Annotated in this window: 23 protein-coding genes and 1 tRNA gene; 21 read left to right on the forward strand and 3 right to left on the reverse strand. The window is 75.9% G+C overall.

Features of this window, described 5'->3' with window-relative positions:
• Positions 1-4 precede the first annotated feature (4 nt).
• The 7 genes from ssd (at position 5) to ACI79D_RS03870 (ending at position 4,969) form a co-directional block, all read left to right on the forward strand.
• Positions 5-1,102, forward strand: a complete 1,098-nt coding sequence (gene ssd / locus ACI79D_RS03840; RefSeq protein ID WP_456916988.1) for a septum site-determining protein Ssd — start codon at positions 5-7, stop codon at positions 1,100-1,102.
• Positions 1,099-2,250: a TadA family conjugal transfer-associated ATPase gene (locus ACI79D_RS03845; RefSeq protein WP_456916989.1), complete on the forward strand. Its 1,152-nt coding sequence runs from the start codon at positions 1,099-1,101 to the stop codon at positions 2,248-2,250. The genes ssd and ACI79D_RS03845 overlap by 4 nt, the downstream gene beginning before the upstream one ends.
• Positions 2,247-3,032: a type II secretion system F family protein gene (locus ACI79D_RS03850; protein ID WP_456916990.1), complete on the forward strand. Its 786-nt coding sequence runs from the start codon at positions 2,247-2,249 to the stop codon at positions 3,030-3,032. The genes ACI79D_RS03845 and ACI79D_RS03850 overlap by 4 nt, the downstream gene beginning before the upstream one ends.
• Entirely contained in the window at positions 3,029-3,748 is a 720-nt protein-coding gene (locus ACI79D_RS03855; protein ID WP_456916991.1) for a type II secretion system F family protein, read from the forward strand. Before ACI79D_RS03850 ends, ACI79D_RS03855 begins: the two co-directional genes overlap by 4 nt.
• A 128-nt stretch (positions 3,749-3,876) precedes the next feature.
• Positions 3,877-4,167 carry a DUF4244 domain-containing protein gene (locus ACI79D_RS03860; protein ID WP_456916992.1) on the forward strand — a complete coding sequence of 97 codons (291 nt, stop codon included), beginning with the start codon at positions 3,877-3,879 and terminating at the stop codon, positions 4,165-4,167.
• Positions 4,168-4,238: 71 nt separating this feature from the next.
• On the forward strand, positions 4,239-4,586 hold the full coding sequence (locus tag ACI79D_RS03865) for a TadE family type IV pilus minor pilin (protein WP_456916993.1): 348 nt from the start codon (positions 4,239-4,241) through the stop codon (positions 4,584-4,586).
• Positions 4,583-4,969, forward strand: coding sequence for an Rv3654c family TadE-like protein (locus ACI79D_RS03870; protein WP_456916994.1), 387 nt, complete (start codon positions 4,583-4,585; stop codon positions 4,967-4,969). Before ACI79D_RS03865 ends, ACI79D_RS03870 begins: the two co-directional genes overlap by 4 nt.
• A 19-nt stretch (positions 4,970-4,988) precedes the next feature.
• Here ACI79D_RS03870 and ACI79D_RS03875 read toward each other — a convergent pair whose 3' ends face one another.
• On the reverse strand, positions 4,989-7,547 hold the full coding sequence (locus ACI79D_RS03875; RefSeq protein WP_456916995.1) for a DEAD/DEAH box helicase: 2,559 nt from the start codon (positions 7,545-7,547) through the stop codon (positions 4,989-4,991).
• 283 nt (positions 7,548-7,830) lie between these two features.
• On the opposite strand from ACI79D_RS03875, the gene ACI79D_RS03880 reads away from it, so the two are divergent.
• The 6 genes from ACI79D_RS03880 to ACI79D_RS03905 all read left to right on the forward strand — a co-directional run bounded on the left by ACI79D_RS03880 (position 7,831) and on the right by ACI79D_RS03905 (position 16,870).
• Positions 7,831-10,089: a sodium-translocating pyrophosphatase gene (locus ACI79D_RS03880; protein ID WP_456916996.1), complete on the forward strand. Its 2,259-nt coding sequence runs from the start codon at positions 7,831-7,833 to the stop codon at positions 10,087-10,089.
• Between the two features lie 170 nt (positions 10,090-10,259).
• Complete coding sequence (locus ACI79D_RS03885) at positions 10,260-10,577, forward strand: hypothetical protein (protein WP_456916997.1); 318 nt, start codon at positions 10,260-10,262, stop codon at positions 10,575-10,577.
• Entirely contained in the window at positions 10,574-12,100 is a 1,527-nt protein-coding gene (locus tag ACI79D_RS03890; RefSeq protein WP_456916998.1) for an alpha/beta hydrolase, read from the forward strand. Before ACI79D_RS03885 ends, ACI79D_RS03890 begins: the two co-directional genes overlap by 4 nt.
• 197 nt (positions 12,101-12,297) lie before the next feature.
• Positions 12,298-15,165, forward strand: a complete 2,868-nt coding sequence (gene topA, locus ACI79D_RS03895; protein ID WP_456916999.1) for a type I DNA topoisomerase — start codon at positions 12,298-12,300, stop codon at positions 15,163-15,165.
• 5 nt (positions 15,166-15,170) lie between these two features.
• Positions 15,171-15,941 (forward strand): class I SAM-dependent methyltransferase, encoded by a 771-nt coding sequence (locus ACI79D_RS03900; protein ID WP_456917000.1) that lies wholly within the window; start codon positions 15,171-15,173, stop codon positions 15,939-15,941.
• 176 nt (positions 15,942-16,117) lie between these two features.
• Positions 16,118-16,870, forward strand: coding sequence for a hypothetical protein (locus tag ACI79D_RS03905; RefSeq protein ID WP_456917001.1), 753 nt, complete (start codon positions 16,118-16,120; stop codon positions 16,868-16,870).
• Here ACI79D_RS03905 and ACI79D_RS03910 read toward each other — a convergent pair.
• Positions 16,863-17,678, reverse strand: coding sequence for a trans-aconitate 2-methyltransferase (locus ACI79D_RS03910; RefSeq protein WP_456917002.1), 816 nt, complete (start codon positions 17,676-17,678; stop codon positions 16,863-16,865). The two genes, ACI79D_RS03905 and ACI79D_RS03910, sit on opposite strands and share 8 nt — an antisense overlap.
• 99 nt (positions 17,679-17,777) lie before the next feature.
• On the opposite strand from ACI79D_RS03910, the gene tmk reads away from it, so the two are divergent.
• From tmk to ACI79D_RS03925, 3 genes are all read left to right on the forward strand, one after another.
• On the forward strand, positions 17,778-18,458 hold the full coding sequence (gene tmk, locus ACI79D_RS03915) for a dTMP kinase (protein ID WP_456917003.1): 681 nt from the start codon (positions 17,778-17,780) through the stop codon (positions 18,456-18,458).
• The gene (locus ACI79D_RS03920; protein WP_456917004.1) at positions 18,455-19,615 is read left to right on the forward strand and encodes a DNA polymerase III subunit delta'; all 1,161 of its coding nucleotides are present in this window, start codon (positions 18,455-18,457) and stop codon (positions 19,613-19,615) included. Before tmk ends, ACI79D_RS03920 begins: the two co-directional genes overlap by 4 nt.
• A gap of 80 nt (positions 19,616-19,695) precedes the next feature.
• Positions 19,696-19,768: transfer RNA gene (locus ACI79D_RS03925), tRNA-Thr, on the forward strand.
• Positions 19,769-19,997: 229 nt separating this feature from the next.
• Here ACI79D_RS03925 and ACI79D_RS03930 read toward each other — a convergent pair.
• Positions 19,998-20,492, reverse strand: coding sequence for an inorganic diphosphatase (locus ACI79D_RS03930; RefSeq protein ID WP_456917005.1), 495 nt, complete (start codon positions 20,490-20,492; stop codon positions 19,998-20,000).
• Between the two features lie 55 nt (positions 20,493-20,547).
• Here ACI79D_RS03930 and dacB point away from each other — a divergent pair, with 55 nt between their 5' ends.
• The 5 genes from dacB to ftsH all read left to right on the forward strand — a co-directional run bounded on the left by dacB (position 20,548) and on the right by ftsH (position 26,894).
• Complete coding sequence (gene dacB, locus ACI79D_RS03935) at positions 20,548-21,972, forward strand: D-alanyl-D-alanine carboxypeptidase/D-alanyl-D-alanine endopeptidase (protein ID WP_456917006.1); 1,425 nt, start codon at positions 20,548-20,550, stop codon at positions 21,970-21,972.
• Positions 21,973-22,016: 44 nt separating this feature from the next.
• On the forward strand, positions 22,017-23,099 hold the full coding sequence (locus ACI79D_RS03940) for a zinc-dependent metalloprotease (protein ID WP_456917007.1): 1,083 nt from the start codon (positions 22,017-22,019) through the stop codon (positions 23,097-23,099).
• A 10-nt stretch (positions 23,100-23,109) separates the two neighbouring features.
• Positions 23,110-24,144, forward strand: a complete 1,035-nt coding sequence (gene tilS / locus ACI79D_RS03945; RefSeq protein WP_456917008.1) for a tRNA lysidine(34) synthetase TilS — start codon at positions 23,110-23,112, stop codon at positions 24,142-24,144.
• A complete protein-coding gene (gene hpt / locus ACI79D_RS03950) occupies positions 24,141-24,728 on the forward strand; it encodes a hypoxanthine phosphoribosyltransferase (RefSeq protein WP_456917009.1) in 588 nt (195 codons plus the stop codon). The genes tilS and hpt overlap by 4 nt, the downstream gene beginning before the upstream one ends.
• Before the next feature lie 174 nt (positions 24,729-24,902).
• Positions 24,903-26,894, forward strand: a complete 1,992-nt coding sequence (gene ftsH, locus ACI79D_RS03955; protein WP_456917010.1) for an ATP-dependent zinc metalloprotease FtsH — start codon at positions 24,903-24,905, stop codon at positions 26,892-26,894.
• The last annotated feature ends 41 nt before the right edge of the window (positions 26,895-26,935 follow it).

Raw genomic sequence — 26,935 nt, forward strand, 5'->3', positions numbered from 1 at the left:
ACGCGTGCCTGCCCTCCGGACACCCCCCGCCCGCCCCCTCCTCGTTAGTGCCGACGAGGAGCTCCTCGACGACCTCCTGCGGGTGCTGGCTGCCGCCGGCGCCGAGCCGGAGGTGGCCACCGGCGGTCCGGCGCTGCGCCGGGCCCACCGCGAGGCGCCGCTGGTGCTGCTGGGTGCCGACGTGCTCGCCACCGGGCCGGTGCGGGGGCTGCCCCGGCGGCCCGGGGTCGTGGTCGTGGCCCCGGCGGAGCTCCCCGCCCCGGCGTGGGCCGCGGCGGTGGAGCTCGGCGCGGAACGCGTGGTCGTGCTGCCCGACGACGAGCAGTGGCTGCTGTCCCGGGTGGGCTCGGCGCTGCGCCGTCCGGTCGACCGCGGCCGGCTGGTGGTCGTGGGCGGGAGCTGCGGCGGCGCGGGCGCCAGCACGGTCGCCGCCGCGGTGGCCCTCGCCGCGGCGCCCGGGGCCGACGGCGTCCTGCTGGTCGACACCGACGGCTTCGGCGGCGGTCTGGACCTGCTCCTGGGTGCCGAGCGCGCCGAGGGGCTCCGCTGGCCGGAGCTGGCCGGCCTGCGGGGCCGGGTCGCGGGCGACGCCCTGATGGCGGCCTTGCCCGAGGTGGCCGGCGTGTCCGTGCTCTCGGCCTCCCGCGCCGCCCCGGCGGAGGTCCCGGCCGCGGCGGTCGGCGCCGTGGCGGAGGCGGCCCGGGCCGGCGGCCGGCCGGTGGTCGTCGACCTCCCGCGCACCGCCGGCCCGGAGGTGGCCGACCTGGTGCTCGCCGACGCGGACCTGTCGGTGCTGGTCGTGCCCGGACGGCTGCGCGCGGCATCGGCGGCGCGCTCGCTGGTCGAGGCACCCCCCGACGGGACGCCGGGGGCCTGGTCCTCGGCGCGGCTGGTCGTGCGGCCGGTCCCCGGCGGGCTGTCCGCGGACGAGGTCGCCGACGTCGTCGGTCGCCCCGTCCTCGCCGAGCTTGCGCACGACCGCAGCGCGGTGGCGCGCGGCGAGCGCGGCGAACCCCCGCACCTGGGGCCGCGCTCGCCGCTGGGCTCCCTGGCCCGCCTCCTGCTCGCGGAGCTGTCCTCACCCGCCGGGGTCGCGGCATGACCGGCGGGGCGCTCGTCGACCGGGTCCGGGCCCGCCTGGCCCTGGAGCCGGAGGCGCCCACGCGGGCCGCGGTGGCGGCCGTGGTCCGGGAGGAGTCCGGCGGGCTGCTGGCCGACGACGAGGTGCTGCGCGCGGTGCACGAGGCGGTGGACGAGCTGGCCGGCGCCGGGCCGCTGGAGCCGCTGCTGCGGCAACCCGGGGTGAGCGACGTGCTGGTCAACGGTGCCGACGAGGTCTGGCTCGACCGCGGGGCCGGGCTGGAACGCACGCCGGTCCGGTTCCCCGACGAGGACGCCGTCCGCCGGCTCGCCGTCCGGCTCGCCGCCGCGGCCGGACGACGGCTCGACGACGCCGCCCCGTGGGTGGACGCCGGCCTGCCCGACGGGACGCGGCTGCACGCCGTGCTGCCGCCGGTGTCGGGCAGCGGCACGTGCCTGTCCCTGCGGGTGCTCCGCCGGGCGTCGATGCCACTGGCCGAGCTGGCGGCGCGCGGCACGCTGCCCGGCCGGTCGGCCGACCTGCTCGCGGCCGTCGTCGCCCGCCGGCTGGCGTTCCTGGTGACCGGCGGTACCGGGTCGGGCAAGACGACGCTGCTGTCGGCGCTGCTGGGCCTCGTCCCACCGTCGGAGCGGCTGGTGCTGTGCGAGGACGCGCCCGAGCTGGCGCCGGCGCACCCGCACGTGGTCCGCCTGGCCACCCGCCCGCCGAACGTCGAGGCGGTCGGGGAGGTGACCCTGCGCGACCTGGTCCGGCAGGCACTGCGCATGCGACCGGACCGGCTCGTGGTCGGCGAGGTGCGCGGCGCCGAGGTCACCGACCTCCTCGCCGCCCTCAACACCGGCCACGACGGTGGCTGCGGCACGCTGCACGCCAATCGGCCGGCCGAGGTGCCGGCACGGTTGGAGGCCCTGGGCGTGGCCGCGGGGCTGGACCGGCTGGCGGTGCACAGCCAGGCGGCCGCCGCGCTCACGCTGGTCGTGCACCTGAGCCGCACCCCGTCGGGGCGCCGCGTCGACGAGATCGGCCTCGTCCGCCGCGCCGGCGACCTCGTCGTCGTGGAGCCCGGGTGGCGCGCCGACGGGAGGCCGTGCCCGGGTGCCGAGCGGCTGGCCGAGCTCCTCGAACCGGAGGGGGAGCCGCTCCGGTGACCGGTCCGCTGGTGCTGCTCTGCGCCGCCCTCCTGCTGTGGCCGGACCGCCGGGCGGTGCGCCGGGCGCGGTGGGCCGAGCTGTCCGGGCGGCGGGCGACCCCCGTGTCCCTCCCTCCGCTGCCGCTGCCCCTGGTCTGGGGCTGCGCCGCAGCCGGCGCAGGACTGCTCGCCAGCACCTGGCTGGTGGCGGCGCTGGCGGGAGGAGCCGCCGCGCTCCTCGCCCGCGCCGAGCTGCGGCGTCGGGCCGCCGCGAGGGACGAGGCGGGCCTGGCGGCCCTGGCCGAGGCGCTGTCCGCGCTCGCCGCGGAGCTGCGTGCCGGGCGGACGCTGGAGGCCGCCGCCGCGGCCGCCGCGGATGCGTGCGCCGACGAGGAGAGCGGACGGGCCCTGGTCCGGGCGGTCCGCAGCCCGACCTCCGACGACGGAGCCCCTCCCGGGGAACTGGCGGCGGCCCTGCGGCGGGTGTCCGCGGCCGCGGTGCTGAGCCAGCGGACCGGCTGCTCCCTGGCCGCGGTGCTCGCAGCCGTCGAGGACGACCTGCGCGCCCGCCGCCGCCAGCGGTCGGACCTGCGCTCGGCGACGGCGGGGTCCCGGGCCAGTGCGCTGCTGCTGGCCGCGCTGCCGGTCCTCGCCCTCGCGATGGGCAGCGGCATCGGCGCCGACCCGTGGCGCGTGCTGACCACCACGCCCACCGGGCAGGTCCTGCTGGTCGCGGGCGCCGCGCTCGAGGCCGCCGGGCTGGCCTGGACGTCCCGCCTCGTCCGCCGGGCCGTGCGGTGAGCTCCGCCGCGGTCCTGCTCCTGGCCGCCGCGCTGGTCGTCTGGTCACCGGGCCGGTCGGTCGTCGCCGCCCGCGCCCGCTCTCTCGCCGTGCCGCAGCCGGGCCAGGTCCCCGGCGCCCCGGCACCTCCCGGGCCGCGTCGTCGCTGGTTGCTGGCCGGGGCGGCGGGGCTGGCCGCAGGGCTGCTCGTGGGCGGGCTGATGGGCGTCCTGACCGCCGGGGTGGTCGGCGTCGTGGGGGAGCGGCTGCTGCGGGGGAGGGACGGGGCGAACACGTCGGGGTCCCTGCTGAGCGCCGACCTCCCGGTGGCCTGCGACCTCCTGGCGGTGTGCCTCGCGGCCGGCCTGCCCGTCGGCCGTGCGCTCGCCGCCGTGGCCGGCGCCCTGCCGGCGCCGCTGGGCGCCGAGCTCGCGACGGTCGCCGGGCTGTACCGGCTGGGCGCGCCACCCCGGCGGGCGTGGGACGACGTCCCGCCGGAGCTGGCCGGTCTCGGGCGGGTCGTGGTCCGGGCGGGGGAGTCGGGGTCCGCGGTCGTGGCCGCCCTCCACGCGCTGGCCGGGGACACCCGTGCGGAGGCGCGGGGGCGCAGGGACGCCGCCGTCCGCCGGGCCGGGGTGTGGGTGCTGGCGCCGCTCGGCGCCTGCTTCCTGCCGGCCTTCCTCTGCCTGGGCGTCGTGCCCCTGGTCCTCGGCATCGCCGCCGACGTCTTCGGCTGACCCCCGCACGGCCGTCCACAGGGGTCGTCCCCGTCCACAGATGGCTCCGGTCCGGCCGGCGGACCCCCGGCCGCCGCGAGGGTCGACAGCAGCGGCCCGGACGGCGGGCCCGACACCGAGGAGGACCCATGACCGTCGACTCGCCCCCGCACCTCGTCCCCGAGACGCCGGAGCCCGATCTCCCGGCCGACGACGCCTCCGACGCGGCGGATGACACCCGCCCCACCGGCGGCTCCCTCCGGGCCCGCTGGGCGAGGGTCCGCGCCACCGGCGAGGCCGGCATGAGCACCGCCGAGTACGCGGTCGGCACCGTGGCCGCCTGCGCCTTCGCGGCGGTCCTCTACCGCGTGGTCACCGGCGGCTCGGTCGTCGACGCGCTCGGCGAGCTGGTCTCCTCCGCGCTGGCCACCCTCTCCTGACCGTGGCGCCGGCGCGGAGGCTGCGGCGTCGCCTCGGAAAGCTGCGGACCCCACACGACCGCGAGGCGGGGATGGTGACCGCCGAGACAGCGGTCGTCCTGCCCGTGCTGCTCCTCGTCCTCGCCGGGGCGGTGGCGGCGGTGACCGTCGTGGCCGCCCAGCTGCGCTGCGTCGACGCCGCCCGCGAGGGAGCCCGGGCCGCGGCCCGCGGTGAGGCTCCCGCGCTGGTGCTCGACCTCGCCGGGCGGGCCGCACCCGACGGCGCGGTGACGACGGTGGCCGAGGACGGGACGGCGGTGGCGGTGACCGTCGCCGCGGAGGTGTCGCCGCTGGGTCCGCTGCCGCTGCGCCTGCGGGTCTCGGCCACCGCCGTCGCCCAGCGGGAGCCGGGAGCCGAGCCGTCGGCGGCGAACGGATGACCGCCCGACGTCGGCTCGCCGGGGACCGTGGGTCGGCCACCGTGTGGGTGGTCGCGCTGGCGGGGCTGCTCGCGGCGATCGGGATGGCCGTCGTGCTGGTCGGTTCGGCGGTGGTCGGCCGGCACCGGGCGACGGGCGCGGCCGACCTCGCCGCCCTGGCCGGAGCGGAGTCCGCCGTGCGGGGGCGCTCCGACGCCTGCGGAGTGGCCGCGGGAGTGGCCCGGGCCAACGGTGCGCGCCTGACCGACTGCGGCGTGGACCCCGGCGCGGTCGTGGAGGTCGCCGTCGAGGTCCGCGTCCGCCTCGGTCCGCTGGGCACCGGCTCGGCCACCGCCCGCGCCCGGGCCGGGCCGGTGCTGCCCGGGCCGGCCGCGGGCGCGTGACGGCGACGCACCGAGGGCGTCAGAAGACGAGGTCGTCCTCGTCCTCGTCCTGGGACCCGGCCGGCCGCCCGGTGGCACCGCCGGGCGCGGAGGGCGGGTCGCCGGCCGCCGGGGCGGCTCCCGGCTCTGCGGGGACCGGCCCGGGACCCGCCTGGACGGGCCCGTGACCGGCGTCGTCCGGGTCCTCCTCGTCGTCGGTGACCGCGCCGCTCTCCGCGGCCACGGCCAGTTCGTCGAGGACGACGTCGAGCACCCGGACCGCGCCGTCCTTGTCCAGCGGCTCGTTGCCGTTGCCGCACTTCGGCGACTGCACGCAGGAGGGGCAGCCGCTCTCGCACTCGCAGCTGGCGACCGTGGCCCGGGTGGCCTGCAGCCAGCGGCGCAGCGCGTCGAACCCGCGGTCGGTGAACCCCGCGCCGCCGGGGTGGCCGTCGTAGACGAAGACCGTCGCCGCACCGGTGTCCGGGTGCAGCGCGGTCGAGACGCCGCCGAGGTCCCAGCGGTCGCAGGTGGCCAGCAGCGGCAGGATGCCGATCGCCGCGTGCTCGGCGGCGTGCAGGGAACCGGGCAGGGCCGCGTCGTCCACCTCGGCCCGGGCCACGGCCTGCTCGCTCAGGGTCAGCCAGACGGCGCGGGTGCGCAGCTGGCGCGGCGGCAGGTCGAGCGGGAACTCCGCGAGGACCTCGCCGGTGCCCAGCCGCCGCCGCTGGTAGGCGACCACCTGGTTCACGACGTCCACCACGCCGGTGTGGGCGGTCACGGTGCCCAGGCGCCGCGAGCGGTCGGTCGAGACGATGGACAGGTCGGTGGTGTCGCGGGCGACCGTCGTCCAGTCGGGGCTCTCCGCGTGCACGGCGGCGACGGCGTCCTCGACGCAGAACTCGTCCACGACGTAGGTCTCGCCGCGGTGCACGTACACGGCTCCGGTGTGCACGGTCGCGTGCGCGGCGTCGCCGTCCACGGTGCCCAGCAGCCGTCCGGTGTCGCCCTCGATGATCGTCACCGGTTCCAGGCCGCTGCCCCGGATGTCGACGTCGGGACGGCCGCGGCCGGCCCAGTACCAGCCGGTCGGGCGGCGCCGGAGCAGCCCCTCGGCGACCAGCTCCTCGACGCGGGCCTCGGCCGCGGCGCCGCCGAACTCGGCGAGGTCCTCCGGGCGCAGAGGCAGCTCCGCGGCGGCGCAGCACAGCTGCGGGCCGAGCACGTAGGGGTTGGTGGGGTCGGTGACCGTCGCCTCCACCGGCCGCCCGAAGACCGCCCGGGGGTGGTGGGCGAGGTAGTGGTCCAGCGGGTCGTCCCGCGCGACGAAGACGACCAGGGACTCGCGCTGGGCCCGGCCGGCCCGGCCCGCCTGCTGCCACAGCGACGCCAGCGTCCCGGGGTAACCGGCGAGGACGACGGCGTCGAGCCCGGCGATGTCGATGCCCAGCTCGAGGGCGTTGGTCGTGGCGACCCCGAGCAGTTCCCCCGCTGACAGCGCCCGCTCCAGCTCTCGCCGCTCCTCGGGCAGGTAGCCGCCGCGGTAAGAGTCCACGCGGCGGGCCAGGTCCCCGCGGCCGCGGTCGGCGAGCACCCGCCGGGCCTGCTCGGCGACGGACTCGGCGCTGCGCCGGGAGCGGACGAACGCCAGCGTCCGGGCGCCCCGCTCGACGAGGTCGGCCAGCAGCGTCGCGGCGTCCGCGGCGGCCGACCGGCGCAGCGGGGCGCCGTGCTCGCCGGTGCGCTCGGTCAGCGGCGGCTCCCACAGCGCGAAGGTGGCTCCGGGCCGGGGTGAGCCGTCCTCGGTGACCGCGACGACCGGGGCGCCCACCAGCCGGCTGGCGGCCGCGGCCGGCTCGGCGACGGTGGCCGAGGCCAGCAGGAACACCGGGTCGGCGCCGTAGCGGCGGCAGATCCGCCGCAAGCGCCGCAGCACGTGGCCGACGTGCGAGCCGAAGACCCCGCGGTAGGAGTGGCACTCGTCCACCACGACGTAGGCCAGCCGCCGCAGGGTGCTCGACCACCGCTGGTGCGCCGGCAGCACGCCGCGGTGCAGCATGTCCGGGTTCGTGACGATCCAGCGCGAGTGCCGCCGGACCCACTCCCGCTCCTCCATCGGGGTGTCGCCGTCGTAGGCCGCCGGCCGCACCGAGGAGTCGGCCAGGGCGGCGACCGAGGAGAGCTGGTCGCGGGCGAGCGCCTTGGTCGGCGCGAGGTAGAGGACGCAGGCGCGGGGGTCCTCGGCCAGCCGGGTCAGGGCCGGCAACTGGTAGGCCAGCGACTTGCCCGACGCGGTCCCGGTGGCCACCACCACGTGCTGCCCGTCGCGGGCGAGCCGTGCGGCCTCCACCTGGTGGCGCCAGGGCGCGCGCAGGCCCTGGGCCTCCAGCCGCTCGCGCAGCTGCGGGCTCACCCACTCCGGCCACGGTCGCGTGCGGCTCGCCCGCACCGGGACCCGGTGGACGTGGGTGACGGGCTGCTCCTCCTCCGGCGTCCCGGCCAGCAGGGCGGCCAGCAGGTCGGCGCCGGGGAGGACCCCACCGGGAAGAGGGTCCGTGCCGGGAGGGGGAGCCGACCGGACCGGGTGGAGCGTGGTCACGCGTTCTCCTCGCTGGCGCTCGTCGTCCGGGCGCCCACGGGTGCTGTGTCTCTGGGTGACCTCGCGAGCTCGGTCACCCCTCCACTGTCACACCTCGCGGCAACCCCGGCCGGTCTCCGGAAGCGAGATCGCGAACGGTTCGTCGAGGGGTCGGTACAGCCTGTGATCTCCCTTACACTCACGCGGCGCGCAGGCGTGCGGACCCCCGTACACCTGGACGTGGACCTCCGCCGACCGGAGCGCAGGTGGGCCCCGGGGGCAGCCGACCGCTTGGAGGAAACACATGCCGGACAGTGCACTCTCCGGTGGGGACGTCGTCCTCGTGACGATCGTCCTCGCCATATCCATCGCCGCCCTCGCCTTCGCCGCCTACCTGGTGCGCGCCGTCATGGCCGCCGACCAGGGGACGCCGACGATGCGCGACATCGCCAGGGCGGTGCAGGAGGGTGCGGCGGCGTACCTGCGCAGGCAGTTCCGCACCCTGGGCGTCTTCGCCGTCATCGTCTTCCTGCTGCTCCTCGTCCTCCCGGTGCACGACGGCGGGTGGGGGACCCGCATCGGCCGGGCGCTGTTCTTCCTCATCGGGGCGCTGTTCTCGGCGACGGTCGGGTTCATCGGGATGACCCTGGCCACCCGCGGCAACGTCCGCGTGGCCGCGGCCGCCCGCACCGGTGGCTACCGGCCGGCCTTCCGCATCGCGTACCGCACCGGCGGCGTCTGCGGGATGATCACCGTCGGCCTCGGCCTCTTCGGCGCAGCCCTGGCACTCCTGCTCTACAACGACACCGCCCCCGTCGTCCTCGAGGGCTTCGGCTTCGGCGGCGCGCTGCTGGCCATGTTCATGCGCGTCGGCGGCGGCATCTTCACCAAGGCCGCCGACGTCGGCGCGGACCTCGTCGGCAAGGTCGAGGCGGGCATCCCCGAGGACGACCCGCGCAACGCGGCCACCATCGCCGACAACGTGGGCGACAACGTCGGCGACTGCGCGGGCATGGCCGCCGACCTGTTCGAGTCCTACGCGGTCACCCTCGTCGCCGCGCTCATCCTCGGCCAGGTCTTCTTCGGGGCGGTCGGGATGGTCTTCCCGCTCACCGTCGCCGCGATCGGGATCATCGCGTCGGTAGTGGGGATCCTCGCCAGCAACCCCGGCAAGAGCGACGCCAGCGGGCTGGCGCCGATCAACCGCGGCTTCTTCGCCTCCGCGGTCGTCTCGCTGGTGCTGGTCGCCGCCGCGTCCTTCACCGTGCTGCCGAGCGTCGCCGACGTACCTGACTCCGTGGTCAGCCCGCAGGTGCTCGGCTTCGTGTCGGTGCTGGTGGGCATCGTGCTCGCCGCGGCCATCCAGCAGCTCACCGGCTACTTCACCGAGACCAGCCGCAAGCCGGTGCGCGACGTCGGCCGCAGCTCGCTGACCGGGCCGGCGACCGTCGTGCTCTCCGGCATCTCGCTGGGCCTGGAGTCGGCGGTGTACGCGGCCCTGCTGATCGGCGGTGCGGTCTACGGCGCGTTCCTGGTCGGCGGCGGCGCCGCGCTCTACGCGGTCGCCCTCGCCGGCTGCGGCCTGCTGACGACCGCCGGGGTCATCGTCTCCATGGACACCTTCGGGCCGGTCAGCGACAACGCCCAGGGCATCGCCGAGATGTCCGGCGACATCGACGAGGACGGCGCCCGGGTGCTCACCGACCTCGACGCCGTCGGCAACACCACGAAAGCCATCACCAAGGGCATCGCGATCGCGACGGCCGTGCTGGCCGCCACCGCCCTGTTCGGCTCGTACAACGAGCAGGTCCGCGCCGCGTTGGAGGGGGTCGACCTCGGGCAGGCGTTCAGCCTCGTGGAGCCGGACAACGTCGTCGGCGCGCTCCTCGGCGCGGCGGTCGTGTTCCTGTTCTCCGGCCTGGCGATCAGCGCCGTCTCGCGGGCGGCCGGCCGGGTGGTCTTCGAGGTCCGGGAGCAGTTCCGGACCCGGCCCGGGATCATGGACTACACCGAGCGGCCCGACTACAGCGCGGTCGTCGACATCTGCACCAAGGACTCGCTGCGCGAGCTGGCCACCCCGGGTCTGCTCGCCGTGCTGGCGCCGGTCGCGGTCGGCTTCGGGCTCGGATTCGGCCCGCTGGCGGCCTATCTGGTCGGCGCGATCGCGGCGGGCACCCTCATGGCCGTCTTCCTCGCCAACTCCGGCGGGGCCTGGGACAACGCCAAGAAGATGGTCGAGGACGGGGCGTACGGCGGGAAGGGCAGCGAGGCGCACGCCGCGACGGTCATCGGCGACACCGTCGGCGACCCGTTCAAGGACACCGCCGGTCCGGCGATCAACCCGCTGATCAAGGTGATGAACCTGGTGGCGCTGATCATCGCCCCGGCCGTGGTCAGCATGTCGGTCGGGCAGGACCAGAACACCACGCTGCGCGTCGTGATCGCCCTCGCGGCGACCGCGATCATCGTCGGCGCCGTCGTCGTCTCCAAGCGGCGGTCGGTGGTCGTCGGCGGCACCGCGGACAGCTCGGCGGACACCACCCTCACCACCACCGCTCCCTGAACGCACGCCGGGATCCTCCGGCCGGCGCCGCGCCGGCCGGAGGATCCCGGCGCTTTCTGTGGACGCCGGGTGCGGCTGTGGACGAGCCGCGGCGGTGGGTCCCCGGGCCTCCCTAACGTCCGGCGCGCCGGTCCCGCAGGTGGGCCGGGCCGACCGCCGGGAGGTCCTCGTTGTCCGGAACCATCACCGCCCAGCTCGATGCCATCGACGCCCTCGCCGACGAGCTGGCCCACCTGGCCACCGAGTTGGCCGACGATGCCCGGCTGTGCGGATCGACCGCCGTGTCCCTGGGGACGGCGCTCGGCGGGGAGGCAGGGGAGCAGGCGGGAGCGGCCGGCACGGGGTGGAGCACCCTACTGGACCTGCTCGCCCAGCACACCGACGTCCTGGCGGGCACCCTCCGGGCCGCGGTCGACTCCTACCGGCTGACCGACGCGACGCTGTCCGACCGGCTGCTCGCGCGCCGCCAGGGCACGGCCCCGCGGTGAGCGCCCCACCGCTGGCGGCGGTCGCCGGGTGGGACCTCCCGCTCCTGCGCGGCGCGGTCTCCACCCTGGACGCGGTGGCCGGACGGCTGCCGGCCTGGCGGGCCCGCATGGAGGCCGTCGGCCGGTCGCTGGACGACGCGCAGTGCTGGTACGGCCCCGCCGCCCAGGCCGCCGCCGCTGCGCTGGTCGAGGTCTCCTCCGTCGCGACGTCGGTGACCACGGCCCTCACCGAGTCCTCGCACGAGGCTCAGCAGTTGCTCGGTGCGGCCGACACGGCGCAGCAGCTGGCCGAGCAGGCGCTGGCCGCCGCGGCTGCCGTCCCGGTCACGCTCGACGACGCCGGCCGGCTGGTGGGGCTCGGACCGGCCGGCGGCCTCGCGCTCGCGCCCGGTCTCGACGCCGACCAGACCGCCGCGGTGCTCCGGGCGCAGGAGCTCGCGGCCGAGGCGCTGGAGGCCGCCGCGCGCGCCGGGGTCGCCGCGACGGCGGCGGCGGACGCCCTCGCCCCCGTGGGCATCGGACGGGCGACCGGCCCGGCCGGGTTCGGCGTCCTCGCCGACCTGCTCTCGCTGCCGCCGGCACCGCACCCCACGAACCTGCTGTCGGCCCCGCCGCAGGCGGCGGCCGCGTGGTGGGCGGGGCTCTCCACGGCCGAACGGGAACAGGCCATCGTCCGGACCCCCGCGCTCATCGGCTCGCTCGACGGCCTCCCGGGATGGGCCCGCGACGAGGCCAACCGCCGCCACCTCGAGGAGGTCGTCGCCGAGCCGGCCGCGGCGGGGCACGACGTCGCGGTGTCCGTGGCCGCCGGGATCGCCGGGCGGGAGGCCGCCGGCGAGGCGGTGCAACTGCTCCAGTTCCAGCCGCAGCAGGGGCTGGTGGCGCTGGGCCTGGGGGACGTGGACACCGCCGACTCGGTGGCCCTGCTCGTGCCGGGGACGGGCAACGAGCCCGCCGAGGACCTCGACGACCTCGTCGACGACGCCGAGGCGGTCGCCGACGCCGCGGTGGCCGCGGCTCCCGCGGCGTCGGTCGCGACGATCGCCTGGATGGCGTACCGGACGCCGCCGACCCTGGCCACGGCCGTGTCCACGAGCTACGCCAACGCGGGCGGCCCGGCGCTGGACCGGGCCCTCGACGGACTCGCCGCCTCCCGGGCCCACGGGGCAGGTGACCAGCCGCGCACCACGGTCATCGGGCACAGCTACGGCAACGTCGTGATCGACCGGGCCGTCGATGCGCCGGGCCGGTTCGCGGCCGACGCGGTCGTCCTGGTCGCCAGTCCGGGCATGGACAACCGGGCGGCCGACCTGGAGGTCGACGAGGTGTACGAGGCCTCATCCATCCTCGACCCCGTTCCCGGCGCCCTCGACTGGCACGGCTGGGAGACCGACGGCCCCGGCTTCGGCGCCACGGAGCTGCCCACCGACTGGGACACCTTGCACACCGAGTACTACGACCTCGACCGCCCGACCGTCGCGGCGATCGGCGCGGCGGTCGCGGGGACACGGGAGCCGGGGTGAGCGACACGGCGGGCCCGGGAACACGGGGGCGTCCCCGGCCATTGGAGCGGGGGACGGCACGCCCACGGCAGGTCGCCGAGCGGCTCCGCGTCGGGGTCGTGGCCTACCGTGGCGTCGCCGAGGGTGTACGCGCAGCAACCGCGCCACCCGGCGCCGAACCGCCGGCGCCTGCACCGAGCAGCACCGACAGGAGCACCGTGGCCCCCACGAAGACCGCGAACAACGGCAGCCAGACCGCCGGCCGGACGGCCGGTGGCACGAGCACGCCTGCCCGCCGGCGGACCGCGGCGGCCGGCGGCGGACGGCCGCTGGTCATCGTGGAGTCGCCCACCAAGGCCGGGAAGATCGCGGGCTACCTCGGCAACGGCTACGTCGTCGAGGCAAGCGTCGGGCACATCCGCGACCTCCCGCGCAACGCCGCCGACGTGCCCGCCGAGCACAAGGGCGCCTCCTGGGCCCGCCTCGGCGTGGACGTCGACAACGCCTTCGAGCCGCTGTACGTGGTCAGCCCCGACCGCAAGCAGCAGGTCAGCCGGCTCAAGCAACTGGTCAAGGACGCCAGCGAGGTCTACCTCGCCACCGATGAGGACCGCGAGGGCGAGGCCATCGCGTGGCACCTCGTCGACACCCTCAAGCCGCGGGTGCCGGTGCGCCGCATGGTGTTCCACGAGATCACCCCGGAGGCGATCGCCCGGGCGGTGGCCAACCCGCGGGAGCTCGACACAGCGCTGGTCGACGCCCAGGAGACCCGCCGGATCCTCGACCGCCTCTACGGCTACGAGGTCAGCCCGGTGCTGTGGAAGAAGGTCCTGCCCAAGCTCTCGGCGGGCCGGGTCCAGTCGGTGGCCACGCGGATCGTCGTCGAGCGCGAGCGGGAGCGCATGGCCTTCCACTCGGCCGACTACTGGTCGCTGGAGGGCACCTTCGCCGTGACCGGCCAGCGCGCCGGCGCCGACGAGGGCGAGCCCACGACGCTGCGCGCCAAGCTCGTCAGCGTCGACGACAGCCGGGTCGCCACCGGCCGCGACTTCGACCCCGCCACCGGGCGGGTCACCGGCGACGTCGTGCACCTCGACGAGGCCGGCGCCCGCGGCCTGGCCGCTCGTCTCGAGGGCCGCCAGGTCACCGTCAGCCGGGTCGACGAGAAGCCCTACCGCCGGCGTCCGTACGCGCCGTTCACCACCTCGACGCTGCAGATGGAGGCCGGGCGCAAGCTCGGCTGGTCCTCGGCGCAGGTCATGCGGGTGGCCCAGCGGCTGTACGAGAACGGCCACATCACCTACATGCGGACCGACTCGACCAACCTCTCCAACGAGGCGATCAACGCCGCCCGCACCCAGGCGCGCCAGCTCTACGGCGACGCCTTCGTCCCCGCCGAGCCGCGCAGGTACGCCAAGAAGGCCAAGGGCGCGCAGGAGGCGCACGAGGCGATCCGCCCCGCCGGTGACAGCTTCCGCACCCCCGGCCAGCTCGCCGGGCAGCTGGCCCGCGACGAGTTCCGGCTCTACGAGCTGATCTGGCAGCGCACCGTCGCCTCGCAGATGGCCGACGCCGTCGGGCAGACGGTGAGCATCCGCCTGGCCGGCCGCAGCACCACCGACGAGGCCGTCGAGTTCACCGCCAGCGGCCGGACCATCACCTTCCCCGGGTTCCTCCGCGCCTACGTCGAGTCCCGCGACGAGGGCGCCACCGACGACGACCACGGCAGCGACGACGCCGAGCGGCGGCTGCCCCGCCTGGAGCGCGGGCAGCAGCTCGACACCCGACAGCTGGAGGCCAAGGGCCACACCACCACCCCGCCGTCGCGCTACACCGAGCCGAGCCTGGTCGCCCGGCTCGAGGAGCTCGGCATCGGCCGGCCGTCGACGTACGCGTCGATCATGCAGACCATCCAGGACCGCGGGTACGTCTGGAAGAAGGGCGCTGCACTGGTGCCCTCCTTCGTCGCCTTCGCCGTGGTGAACCTCCTCGAGCAGCACTTCGCCCAGCTCGTCGACTACGACTTCACGGCCAGCCTGGAGGAGGAGCTCGACGAGATCGCGGCCGGCGACCTGCGCCGCGTCGACTGGCTCACCGAGTTCTACTTCGGCGGCGAGGGGCGGCATGCGGGGGCGATCGCGAAGTCCGGCGGTCTCAAGCAGGTCATCGGCCAGCGGCTGGAGGAGATCGACGCCCGCGGGGTCAACTCCATCCCGCTGCGTGCCACCGGGCCCGGCGGTGAGTCGGTCGTCGTCCGCGTCGGCCGCTACGGCCCCTACCTGCAGGTCGGCGGCGAGGAGGGCCCGCGGGTCAGCCTGCCGGAGGACCTCGCCCCCGACGAGCTGACCCAGGAGAAGGTCGAGGAGCTGCTCGCGGCCCCCTCCGGTGACCGCGAGCTGGGGACCGACCCGGAGTCCGGCCTCCCGATCGTGGTCAAGGCCGGCCGCTACGGGCCCTACGTCACGACGGTCGTCCCGGAGGGCAGCAAGGAGGCCCCGCGGACGGCGAGCCTGTTCTCCTCGATGTCGCCGGAGACGGTGACCCTCGACGACGCCCTCAAGCTGCTGACCCTGCCGCGCACGGTCGGCTCGGCGCCGGACGGCGAGGAGATCCAGGCCCTCAACGGCCGCTACGGGCCCTACCTGAAGAAGGGCAGCGACTCGCGGTCGCTGGAGTCCGAGGACCGGCTGTTCACCGTCACCCTCGACGAGGCGCTGGCGATCTTCGCGCAGCCCAAGCAGCGGGGGCGCCGTGCCGCCGCGGCCCCGCTGAAGGAGCTCGGTCCCGACCCGGTCAGCCAGGGCGCCATCACCGTCCGGGAGGGCCGGTTCGGGCCCTACGTGACCGACGGCGAGACCAACGCCAGCCTGCGCAAGGGCGACGACGTCGAGAGCATCACCCTCGAGCGCGCCGCCGAGCTGCTCGCCGACCGGCGCGCCCGGCCGACCACCAAGAAGGCCACGAAGAAGAAGGCGGCGGCGAAGAAGACGACGGCCACCAAGGCCACCGCGGCGAAGAAGACGACGGCAAAGAAGGCCACCGCGAAGAAGACCGCCGCCGGCACCGACGCCGTCCCGGCCGGCTGAGGCCGGTGCCCACCGGAGACCTCGACCCGGCGGACTGGCAGGCCCGGCGGAGCTCCTTCGGCTCCGTCGCGGCCGGGTACGCCGCGCTGCGGCCGACCTATCCGGCCGACGCGGTCGCCTTCCTCCTCGGCGAGCGCCCGCGCCGGGTGCTCGACCTCGGCGCGGGCACCGGGCTGCTCACCGGCGTCCTGCTCGCCGCCGGCCACGAGGTCGTCGCCGTCGACCCGGCCGAGGGGATGCTGGCCGAGCTGCGCGCCCGCCACCCGGAGGTCGCGGGGCTGGTCGGCGGCGCCGAGAACGTGCCGCTGCCCGACGCGGCCGTGGACGCCGTCGTCGCCGGGCAGGCCGCGCACTGGTTCCAGCCCGTCCCCGCGGCGGCGGAGATGCGGCGGGTGCTGCGTCCCGGCGGGGTCGTGGGACTGGTCTGGAACACCCGGGACGAGCAGGTGCCGTGGGTGGGCGCGCTCGGGGAGGTGCTCACCGCGGAGTCCCGCGACCACGAGGCCGACCAGCGGGTCGTCGAGGAGTTCGCCCGTGAGCTCGGCGCCCGCGTCGAGCGGTTCCGGTCCGGCGTCGTCCAGCGGGTCGCGCCGCAGCAGGTGGTCGACGGGATCGCCACCCGCAGCTACGTCGCCACGATGGACGACGCGCGGCGCGCGGCGTTCCTGGCGGAGGTCCGCGCGGTGCTCGACACCCACCCCGACACCCGCGGCCGGGACCTGGTCGAGCTGCCCTACCGAACCGACGCCTACCGGCTCACCCCTGTCGCCAGCTGACGCCCACCGCCGCGAACCGCGGCCCGACCTCCCTCGACGGACCGGGGCCGCCCGACCACGAACTGTCATGAACGCGCCAGTTCCGGATCAGAGGGGGTCGCCGGCTGCCGGCGGGGAGCTTGCGGGGGCCCGGGCGGGTGTCCCTAGCCTGCTTCGACCGTCCACGGGAGGCTGCCATGCCGACTCGCGCAGGCCGCGTGCTGATGACCCTCGCAACCGCCGTCCTGGTCGGGGTGGCGACCCCCGCCGCGGCCGACACCGGCGGACTGGCCGCGCCGCCGGACGAGCCCGTGGCCGTCCCGAGCATCAGCCCGGGCGACGACTTCGACACCGACTACCAGGTGGCCCTGGAGACCGTCGACGCCTGGTGGGCCGCCCACTGGAGCGACTACTTCCCCGGCCGCTACACCGCCCCCTCGCTGGTCGAGGGCTCCCGCGCCCCCGGGCTCTACGACTACCCGGCGGAGGAGGTGTACTGCGGCGAGGTCCTCCTGCAGGGCGAGAACGCCTGGTACTGCGGAGCCGGCGACTTCCTGGCCTTCGAGGTCGACCTGATGATGCAGTCCGAGCAGCTCGGCGACGCCTTCGTCTACCTGGTCGTGGCGCACGAGTGGGCGCACGCGGTCAGCGCCCGGATCGATCCCGCGCTGGTCGACGAGGCCTACGAGCTGCAGGCCGACTGCCTGGCGGGCGCCGCGCTGCAGGGCGCCGTCGACGACGGCTCGCTGACCCTGGAGGACGGCGACAGCCAGGAGTTCGTCGACTCGCTGGCCGCGGTCGCCAGCGACGTCCCGTGGGGGACCGTCTACGTCGACGAGAACGGCCAGGAGCAGGTGGAGGTCCACGGCAGCGCCCAGGAGCGCACCGACGCCTTCGAGCGCGGGGCCGACGGCGGGGTGCCCGGCTGCCTGACCACCTCGATCACCTGACGGCGGCTCGGTCGGCCGGGACCGGCGCCCGGCCCACCGCGAACACCCGCCGGAACGGCAGCACGGTGCTGCCGTCGGCGCGGGCCGGATAGGCCACCCGCAGCGCCGTCGCGTACTCGGCGGTCAGCTCGGCGGCGTCGTCCTCCTCGAGCAGGGCGAGCACCGGTCGCAGCACCGTGCTGCGCACCCAGTGCAGCACCGGGTCGCTGCCGGTGAGGACGTGCAGGTAGGTCGTCTCCCACACGTCGGGGGCCAGCCCCGCGCCGGTCAGCACGTCCAGGTAGCCGGCGGGGGCCAGGACGGCGTCCTCGGCCGGGGCGGCGCCGGCGAGCAGCCCCGCCCAGCGCGTCGACCGGCACAGCGCGGCCAGCAGGGTGTGCGTCGGGGCCCGCCAGTTGCCCGGCACCTGCAGCGCCAGCCACCCGCCCGGCGCCAGCTGCCCGGCCCACCGGCGCAGCAGGTCGGCGTGTCCGGGCACCCAGTGCAGCACCGCGTTGGTCACGAGGACGTCGACCGGCTCCTCCGGTGCCCAGTTCCGCACGTCCCCCAGCGCGAACCCCACCCGTCCGGGGACGGCGTGCGCGGCCGCCGCGGCGAGCATCTCCGGCGAGGAGTCCACCCCGGTGACCCGCGCCTCGGGCCAGCGGCCGGCCAGCGAGGCGGTGAGCGCGCCCTCCCCGCAGCCGAGGTCGACGACCACCCGGGGGTCCTCGGCGCCCACCCGGGCCAGCAGGTCGGCGAACGGGCGGGCGCGCTCTCCCGCGAAGCGGAGGTAGCCGGCCGGGTCCCAGGCGGCGGTGCTCGTCACGGGCCGACCGTAGGGCCGCGCGCCAGGCCCGGGACCGTCGTCCCGCCCCGGTACCGTGGCGGCCGCACCCTCCCCGCCCGACTGGAGCCCGCGATCCCCGTGTCCGACGACGGTCCGCCCGCCCTGTCCGTCTCGGCCGACGGCGCGACACCGCCCGGCCTGTTCATCGCCTTCGAGGGCGGCGAGGGCGCGGGGAAGTCCACCCAGGTGCGGCTGCTGTGCGAGTGGCTCGTCGGCCAGGGGCGCACCGCGCGGGCGACCCTCGAACCGGGCGGGACGCCGGCCGGCGCCGCGATCCGCGCCATCGTGCTCGACCGCGCCCACACCGGTCTGTCACCGCGCGCGGAGGCGCTGCTCTACGCCGCCGACCGGGCCCAGCACGCGCACGCCGTCCTGCGGCCGGCGCTCGCCGCGGGGGAGGTGGTGGTCACCGACCGCTACATCGACAGCTCGCTGGCCTACCAGGGCGCGGGGCGGACCATCCCGATGCACGACGTCGCGGCGATCTCCCGCTGGGCGACCGAGGGCCTGCGCCCCGACCTCACCGTGCTGCTGGACCTCCCGCCGGAGACCGGGCTGGCCCGCGCCCGCGGCCGGGCGGTCGCCGACCGGCTGGAGTCCGAGTCGCTGGACTTCCACCAGCGGGTGCGGACGACGTTCCGCACGCTGGCCGACGCCGACCCCGGCCGCTACCTCGTGCTGGACGCCACCCGGCCGGTCGACGACCTCGCCGCCGACGTCCGCGCCCGGGTCGGCGCCCTGCTGGCGGTGCGCGCATGAGCGTCTGGGAGAACGTGATCGGCCAGCCCACCGTCGTCGCCGAGCTGCAGTCGGCGGTGGCCTCCCCGGCGGCGATGACCCACGCGTGGCTGTTCACCGGGCCGCCCGGCTCCGGCCGCTCGGTGGCCGCCCGGGCCTTCGCCGCCGCGCTGCAGTGCCCGAACGGCGGCGACGGCACCTGCCACGAGTGCCGGACGGTGCTCTCCGGCACCCACGCCGACGTCACGGTCATCAACCCCGAGGGGCTGTCGATCGGTGTCCTCGAGGCCCGGGAACTGGTGCGCGTGGCCGGCCGGGCGCCGTCCCAGGGGCGGTGGCAGATGATCATCGTCGAGGACGCCGACCGCATGAGCGAGAGCGCGGCCAACGCGGTGCTGAAGATGATCGAGGAGCCACCACCGCGGACCGTGGTCATGCTGTGCGCGCCGAGCCTGCACCCCGACGACGTCAAGGTCACCATCCGCTCACGGTGCCGGGTCGTGACGCTGCGGACCCCGACGGCGGAGGCCATCGCCGACGTGCTCGTCCGCCGGGACGGCATCGACCCGGCGATGGCGGCCTGGGCCGCCGGCGCCTGCGGAGGTCACATCGGACGCGCTCGGCGGCTGGCTCGCGACGAGGACGCGCGACTGGCGCGCAAGGCCGTGCTGGACGTCCCGCTGTCCCTCGTCTCGCTGGCGGCCTGCCTCAACGCCGCCGACGACCTGGTCGGTGCGGCCCAGGAGGAGACCAGCGCGGCGACCGAGGCCCTCGACGGTGCCGAGACCGAGGCGCTCAAGGCCAGCCTCGGCGTGGGCGCCCGAGGTCCGGGTGTCGCCGCGGCCAGCCGGGGCAGCGCAGGCCAGCTGAAGGAGCTGGAGAAGCGGCAGAAGTCCCGGGCCACCCGCCTGGGACGGGACTCGCTCGACCGGGCCCTGGTCGACCTCGCCGGGCTCTACCGGGACGCGCTGGTCCTCGTGACGGCGCATTCCGAGCCGCTGCCGCTGAACCACCCGGACCGGCGGGCGGACGCCGAGGAGCTGGCGCGGCGGATCGGGCCCGAGGGGGCGCTGCGCCGCATCGACGCCGTCCTGGCCTGCCGCACGGCGCTCGAGCAGAACGTGAAGCCGCAGATCGCCGTGGAGGCGCTCACCGTGGCGCTCCGGTTGCCGGCGTGAGCGCTCACCCCCGGCGCGGCACGGAACGGGGCCTGCGCGGCGCCGGCCCAGCCGTCACGTAAGCTGTTCGCCGCACGCCCGCCGCCTTAGCTCAGTCGGTAGAGCATCTCACTCGTAATGAGAAGGTCGTCGGTTCGATTCCGACAGGCGGCTCTGCACACAGCGGGCCCGTCCACCTGGACGGGCCCGCTGTCGTTCACGGCGACCCCACGAGCCCCCGTGGAGAGCGCGTGACCGGACGCCGACGGCGGTGCACCCCGGGGAGGGGCGCACCGCCGTCGGCGTCCGTCGTGCGCTCGGCGGCCGCTCGGTGAGGGGCCAGGGTGGCCGCCCTCCAGGGCCCCCGCCGAGCGTGAGGCGTGAGGGGAAGGGGGGTCCTTCTTCAGTGGTGGGGGGCGGCTTCCTGGGCGCGCCGCAGCGAGGCGGTGATCTCCGCCTCGGCCTCGGCGCGGCCCACCCAGTCGGCGCCCTCGACCGACTTGCCGGGCTCGAGGTCCTTGTAGGTCTCGAAGAAGTGCTGGATCTCCAGCCGGTCGAACTCCGACACGTCGTGGATGTCGGTGAGGTGGGCCATGCGCGGGTCGGTGGCCGGCACGCAGAGGACCTTGTCGTCCCCGCCCTTCTCGTCGGTCATCCGGAACATGCCGATGGCCCGGCAGGTGATGAGGCACCCGGGGAACGTCGGCTCGTCGAGCAGGACCAGGGCATCGAGCGGGTCCTCGTCCATGCCGAGGGTGTTCTCGATGTAGCCGTAGTCCGCGGGATAGCGGGTGGAGGTGAAGAGCATCCGGTCCAAGCGGATGCGTCCGGTGGCGTGGTCCAGCTCGTACTTGTTCCGCTGGCCCTTCGGGATCTCGATCGTCACGTCGAACTGCACGGGTCGTAGTGTGGCTGATCGGACCCCGGACGACCGCCGGAGGTCGTTCCAGGGGGTGGGCACCATCGCGTCGAGCGGGTCGGCGACCGTCACGCCGAAGTACTCCCGGTTCCGCCGTCGGCTCCTGCTGAGCGTCCTCGCGGTGCTGCTCGTGGTCGCCGCCGTCGTGTGGTTCGTCGTCGCTCCCGGGAGCGGGGACGACGGCGCGCCGGCCGACCCGGGGGTCGCCGAGGCCCGCCTCCCCGACGTCGAGGCCGCCGCCCCGGTCCTCGCCGCGCTGGGGTCCGACGCCCCGGTCCCGGACGGCGACGCGCTGACCGCCCAGCTCGACCCGCTGCTGTCCGCGCCGGCCCTGGGCGCCGGGGTCAGCGCGGAGGTCGTCGACGCCACCTCCGGCACCGTGCTGCTGGACCGGGACGCCGACCAGCCGGCCACCCCCGCCTCGACCGCCAAGCTGCTCACCGCCGTCGCGGCGCTGACCACCCTGGGCCCGGAGGCCACCCTCGAGACGACCGTCGTCGCGGGCGCCGACCCGAGCGAGGTCGTGCTCGTCGGCGGCGGTGACCCCACGCTCTCGCGCACCGCGCCGTCGCTGACCTACCCCGGCGCGCCGACCGTCGACGACCTCGCCGCCCAGGTGCGCGCCGCCCTGCCCCAGGGGACGACGGTGAGCCGCGTGGTGGTCGACAGCTCGCTGTTCGAGGGGCCGCTGACCGCCTCCGGCTGGGGCCCGGACGACGCCCCATCCAGCTACGCCGCCCCGGTCACCGCCACCGCCGTCGACGGCGCCCGCGTGCGCTCCGGCGAGAACGCGCGCAGCGGTCAGCCGGGCCTCGACGCCGGCGCCGCGCTCGCCACCGCCCTCGACGCCCCCGGCGCCACGATCGTGCTCGGCGACGCCCCCGACGGCGCGCAGGCCCTGGGCTCGGTGCGGTCGGCGCCGATCGCCCGGCTGGTCGAGCAGGCGCTGTCCCAGTCGGACAACCTGCTCGCCGAGGCGCTGGCCCGGCAGGTGGCGATCGCCCGCGACCTGCCGGCCACCTTCGAGGGGGCGGCGCAGGCGGTCACCGACGCGCTGTCCGACACCGGCCTCGACCTCACCGGGGTGGAGCTCTCCGACGGCAGCGGCCTGTCGGCGGAGGACCGCGTCCCGGTCTCGCTGCTCGTCGACCTGCTCGCCGGGGCGGCCGACGGCTCGCTGTCCGAGGCCTCGCCGATCCTCTCCGGGCTGGCGGTCTCCGGTTACGACGGCACCCTCGCCGACCGCGACGACGCCGACCCGCAGACCGCGCCGGGCAGCGTCCGCGCCAAGACCGGCACCCTGCTCGGCGTCCACGGGCTGGCCGGCACGGTGGTGACCGTCGACGGCCGGCTGCTGGTGTTCGCCGTCGTCGCCGACGGCGCGCCCGCCGACGGGCAGGCCGCCGAGGACGCGCTGGACGACGTCGCGGCGACGCTGGCCCGCTGCGGCTGCCGCTGAACGGGACGGGACGCAGAGGGCCGTCCGCCGCGTACGGTGAGCCGATGAGCAGCGCCCCTCGGATGGTGGACTGGGACCTCGCCGGACGCACGGCCCGCCGCCTGGTCGGCCCGGGACCGCAGACGACCCGCGAGGAGGCCACCGCCGTCGTCGCGGAGCTGCACGAGGCCGCCGCCGCCGCCGTCGCCCACGTGCAGGGGCTGACCGGGCTCACCCCCGTCCCGGGCGGGCCGGCCCCCGAGGTCGCCGTCGTCGACCGCCCCGGCTGGGTGGACGCCAACACGGCGGGGATGGCCGCGCTGCTGGACCCGCTGGTCGACGCGCTGACCGCCAAGCAGGAGTCCCGCCCCGGCCCGCTGGCCACCGCCATCGGCTCGCGCGCCACGGGCGTGCAGGCCGGCGGGATCCTCGCCTTCCTCTCCTCCCGCGTGCTGGGCCAGTACGAGGTGTTCGGCACCGGCGGCCGGCTGCTGCTGGTCGCGCCGAACATCGTCGACGCCGAGCGCCGCCTCGGGGTCGACCCCAGCGACTTCCGGCTGTGGGTCTGCCTGCACGAGGTGACCCACCAGCTGCAGTTCACCGCCGTGCCCTGGCTCAGGGACCACCTCGAGGCCCAGATCGCCGAGTTCGTCGAGGCCACCGACCTCGATCCCGACGTGCTGCGCGAGCGGCTGCGCGACGTGCTGCGCGGCATCGGCGACGCCGTCCGGGGTGGGGACGGCGACGACAGCGGGCTGATGGCGCTGGTCCAGGACCCCGCCCAGCGCGCCGTCCTCGACCGGGTGACCGCGGTGATGAGCCTGCTCGAGGGGCACGCCGAGTACGTGATGGACGGCGTCGGCCCGGACGTCGTCCCGTCGGTGCGGACGCTGCGGCTGCGGTTCGCCCAGCGGCGCAAGGGCCGGGGTCCGCTCGACCGCGTGCTGCGCCGGCTGCTGGGCCTGGAGCAGAAGATGAAGCAGTACGCCGACGGGCGGCACTTCGTCGGGGGCGTGGTCGACCTGGTCGGCATGGAGGGCCTCAACCGCGTGTGGTCGGGGCCGGAGACCCTGCCGCGGATCGAGGAGCTCACCGACCCGGCGCGCTGGGTCGAGCGGGTGCACGGCCGCCCCGCCATCCCCGCCTGAGGTCCCCGCGGTGGCCGGCCCACCGCACGCGGTGGCGGTGCTGCGGTCCGCGGTGCGCGGCGGGCTGCGCCGCGGCGGGCAGCCGGTCCTGGCCGCCTGCAGCGGGGGAGCGGACTCCGTGGCGCTCGCCGCCGCGCTCGCCTTCGAGGCCCGGTCCGCGGCCGTCCCGGTCGGGGGCGTCACCGTCGACCACGGCCTGCAGCCCGGCTCCGCGCAGCGCGCCGCCGCCACGGGCGACCTGCTCCGCGGCCTGGGGCTGGACCCGGTCCTGGTGCTGCGGGTGGACGTCGGCGGGGCGGGCGGCCCGGAGGGCGCGGCGCGGGCGGCCCGCTACGCCGCGCTGGCCGGCGCCGCGCGGGAGCAGGGCGCCCGCATCGCGCTCGGGCACACGCTCGACGACCAGGCCGAGACGGTGCTGCTCGGGCTCGGCCGCGGCTCGGGTCCGCGGTCGGTGGCGGGCATGGTGGCCGAGCGCACCGACGACGGCGCGACCTGGTGGCGGCCGCTGCTCGGCGTCCGGCGGGCGACGGCCCGGCAGGCCTGCGCCGACCAGGGGCTGCCGGTGTGGGACGACCCGTGGAACACCGACCCGGCCTACACGCGAGCCCGGCTGCGCGGGGAGGTGCTGCCGCTGATGGAGGAGGTCCTCGGCGGCGGCGTGGCCCCCGCCCTGGCGCGGACCGCCGAGCTGCTCCGGGAGGACCTCGACGCCCTCGACGGGCTCGCCGCGGCCGAGCTGGCCCGGCTGGCCGCGGAGGCGGGGGACGGCGGCCTGCCCGCCCGTCCGCTGCTGCCCCTGCCCGCGGCGCTGCGCCGGCGGGTGCTGCGCGGCTGGCTGCGCGCGGCCGGGGTCCCCGACCTGCAGGCGGTGCACCTGCGCGCGGTCGAGACGCTCGTCACGGGGTGGCGCGGGCAGGGCCGGGTGGACCTACCCGGCGGTGCCGGGGTGCTCCGGACGTCTGGCAGGCTGGTGTTCCTGCCCCCCGACGCGCGGGGCCCCCGTGCCGGGGACGCACCAGACACCCTCGAGGAGCCATCGGCGTGAGCAAGGCCGCGAGCGACCACGCAGAGCTCGGCAACCACCACGGCTACGGCCCCGACATCGACCACGTGCTGCTCAGCGAGGAGCAGATCCAGGCCAAGATCGGCGAGCTCACCGCCCAGATCGCCGAGGACTACGCGGGCCGGGAGGTCCTGCTGGTCGGCGTCCTCAAGGGGGCGGTGCTGTTCATGAGCGACTTCGCCCGGGCGCTGCAGCTGCCCACCCAGATGGAGTTCATGGCCGTCTCGTCCTACGGGTCGTCGACGAGCTCCTCCGGGGTCGTGCGGATCCTCAAGGACCTCGACCGCGACATCAGCGACCTGCACGTGCTGGTGCTCGAGGACATCATCGACTCGGGGCTGACCCTGTCCTGGCTGCTGAAGAACCTGGGCAGCCGCCGTCCGGCCTCCCTCGAGGTGTGCGCGCTGCTGCGCAAGCCCGACGCGGTGAAGGTCGAGGTGCCGGTGCGCTACGTCGGCTTCGACATCCCCAACGAGTTCGTCGTCGGCTACGGTCTGGACTACGCCGAGCGGTACCGCGACCTGCCCTACATCGCCACGCTCAAGCCGGAGGTCTACTCCAGCTGAGGGGGGATCCCCGGCTCACGCACAGCGGTCGCACAGGTTCGCCGGTGTACCGTCGATCCAACGACGCTGCACCGAGCGCCGGGGTGGCCCGCCCAGGTCGCAGGGAGCGTCCCGGCGGACGATCAGGAGGGTGGACGGGTCAGGCCGGGGACCCCGGCCGCCCGGCATCGGTGTATGGAACGCAAGAAGATCTTCCGCTCCGTGTGGTTCTGGGTCGTCCTCGTCGTCCTCCTGGCGTTGGCGTTCTCCTCGCTGTTCCGCGGCAACGGCGGCTACGAGGAGGTCAGCACCCGGACCGCGATCGAGCAGATCACCGGCGGGAACGTCGACACGGTCACGATCAACGACAAGGAACAGACGCTCGACCTGGACCTGAAGAGCCCGGTCGAGGGCAGTGACCAGATCACCGCGTCCTACCCGATCGGCGCCTCCGACGACATCTTCGACCTGGTCTCGGGCCTGAACGGCAACGGGAACGGCGTCGACTTCAACACCAACGTCACGCAGGACAGCGTGCTGGTCAGCCTGCTGATCAGCTTCCTGCCGTTCGTGATCCTGCTGCTGCTGCTGTTCTGGCTGTTCAACTCGATGCAGGGCGGCGGCCGGGGCGTGATGGCCTTCGGCAAGTCCAAGGCCAAGGTGGTCAGCAAGGACACCCCGAAGACGACGTTCGCCGACGTCGCCGGCGCCGACGAGGCGATCGAGGAACTCCAGGAGATCAAGGACTTCCTGGCCAACCCGGTCAAGTTCCAGGCCGTGGGCGCGAAGATCCCCAAGGGCGTGCTGCTGTTCGGCCCGCCCGGCACCGGCAAGACGCTGCTCGCCCGCGCCGTCGCCGGCGAGGCGGGGGTGCCGTTCTTCTCCATCTCCGGGTCGGACTTCGTCGAGATGTTCGTCGGTGTCGGGGCCAGCCGCGTCCGCGACCTGTTCGAGCAGGCCAAGCAGAACGCGCCGGCGATCATCTTCGTCGACGAGATCGACGCCGTCGGCCGGCACCGCGGCGCCGGCATGGGCGGCGGCCACGACGAGCGCGAGCAGACCCTCAACCAGATGCTCGTCGAGATGGACGGCTTCGACGTCAAGGGCGGGGTCATCATGATCGCCGCCACCAACCGGCCGGACATCCTCGACCCGGCGCTGCTGCGCCCGGGCCGGTTCGACCGGCAGATCGCCGTCGACCGGCCCGACCTGGAGGGCCGCAAGGCCATCCTGACCGTCCACGCGAAGGGCAAGCCGCTCGCGCAGGACGTCGACCTCGAGACCGTCGCCCGCCGCACCCCGGGCTTCACCGGCGCGGACCTGGCCAACGTGCTCAACGAGGGGGCCCTGCTCACCGCCCGCAACAACGGCACGGTGATCACCGACGCCACCCTCGAGGAGGCGATCGACCGCGTCATCGCCGGCCCCGAGCGCAAGACGCGGGCGATGAGCGACAAGGAGAAGAAGGTCACCGCCTACCACGAGGGCGGGCACGCCCTCGTGGCGCACGCGCTGCCCAACCTGGACCCGGTGCACAAGGTGACGATCCTGCCGCGCGGCCGCTCGCTGGGGCACACGCTGGTGCTGCCGACCGAGGACAAGTACACCCAGACCCGGTCGGAGATGATCGACACGCTGGCCTACGCCCTCGGCGGGCGGGCGGCCGAGGAACTGGTCTTCCACGAGCCCACCACCGGTGCCGGCAACGACATCGAGAAGGCCACCTCGCTGGCGCGGGCGATGGTCACCCAGTACGGCATGAGCGCCAAGCTCGGCGCGGTGAAGTACGGCACCAACGACTCCGAGCCGTTCCTGGGCCGCGACATGCGCTCGCACCCGGACTACTCCGAGGCCGTTGCCGCCGACATCGACGCCGAGATCCGGGCGTTGATCGAGGCCGCGCACGACGAGGCCTGGGAGATCCTGGTCGAGTACCGGGCCGTCCTCGACCAGCTCGTGCTCGAGCTGATCGACAAGGAGACCCTCTCCAAGGAGGACATGGCGCGGATCTGCGCCCCGGTCACCAAGCGGCCCTCGCTGGCGCCGTACAATGGCTTCGGCAAGCGCACCCCCTCCGACCTGCCGCCGGTCCTGACGCCGGCCGAGCAGGCGGCGCAGAACGGGAACGGACACGTCGGGCAGGGCAGCACCGCCGTCGGCGACATCGGCGCCCCTGTCCAGAGGTGAGCGAGCTCGCGAGCTCACCCATGAGCACAGCAGTGCCACGA

The organism is Geodermatophilus sp. SYSU D00708, assembly GCF_054050115.1.

What these genes read in the sequence shown, in the direction of transcription:
- ACI79D_RS03940 (WP_456917007.1), top strand. Translation starts at nt 22,017, where the DNA reads ATGAGCAGCGCCCCTCGGATGGTGGACTGGGACCTCGCCGGACGCACG.
- ACI79D_RS03880 (WP_456916996.1), top strand. Translation starts at nt 7,831, where the DNA reads ATGCCGGACAGTGCACTCTCCGGTGGGGACGTCGTCCTCGTGACGATC.
- ACI79D_RS03870 (WP_456916994.1), top strand. Translation starts at nt 4,583, where the DNA reads ATGACCGCCCGACGTCGGCTCGCCGGGGACCGTGGGTCGGCCACCGTG.
- ACI79D_RS03865 (WP_456916993.1), top strand. Translation starts at nt 4,239, where the DNA reads ATGGTGACCGCCGAGACAGCGGTCGTCCTGCCCGTGCTGCTCCTCGTC.
- ACI79D_RS03845 (WP_456916989.1), top strand. Translation starts at nt 1,099, where the DNA reads ATGACCGGCGGGGCGCTCGTCGACCGGGTCCGGGCCCGCCTGGCCCTG.
- ACI79D_RS03860 (WP_456916992.1), top strand. Translation starts at nt 3,877, where the DNA reads ATGACCGTCGACTCGCCCCCGCACCTCGTCCCCGAGACGCCGGAGCCC.
- ACI79D_RS03905 (WP_456917001.1), top strand. Translation starts at nt 16,118, where the DNA reads ATGCCGACTCGCGCAGGCCGCGTGCTGATGACCCTCGCAACCGCCGTC.
- ACI79D_RS03920 (WP_456917004.1), top strand. Translation starts at nt 18,455, where the DNA reads ATGAGCGTCTGGGAGAACGTGATCGGCCAGCCCACCGTCGTCGCCGAG.
- ftsH (WP_456917010.1), top strand. Translation starts at nt 24,903, where the DNA reads ATGGAACGCAAGAAGATCTTCCGCTCCGTGTGGTTCTGGGTCGTCCTC.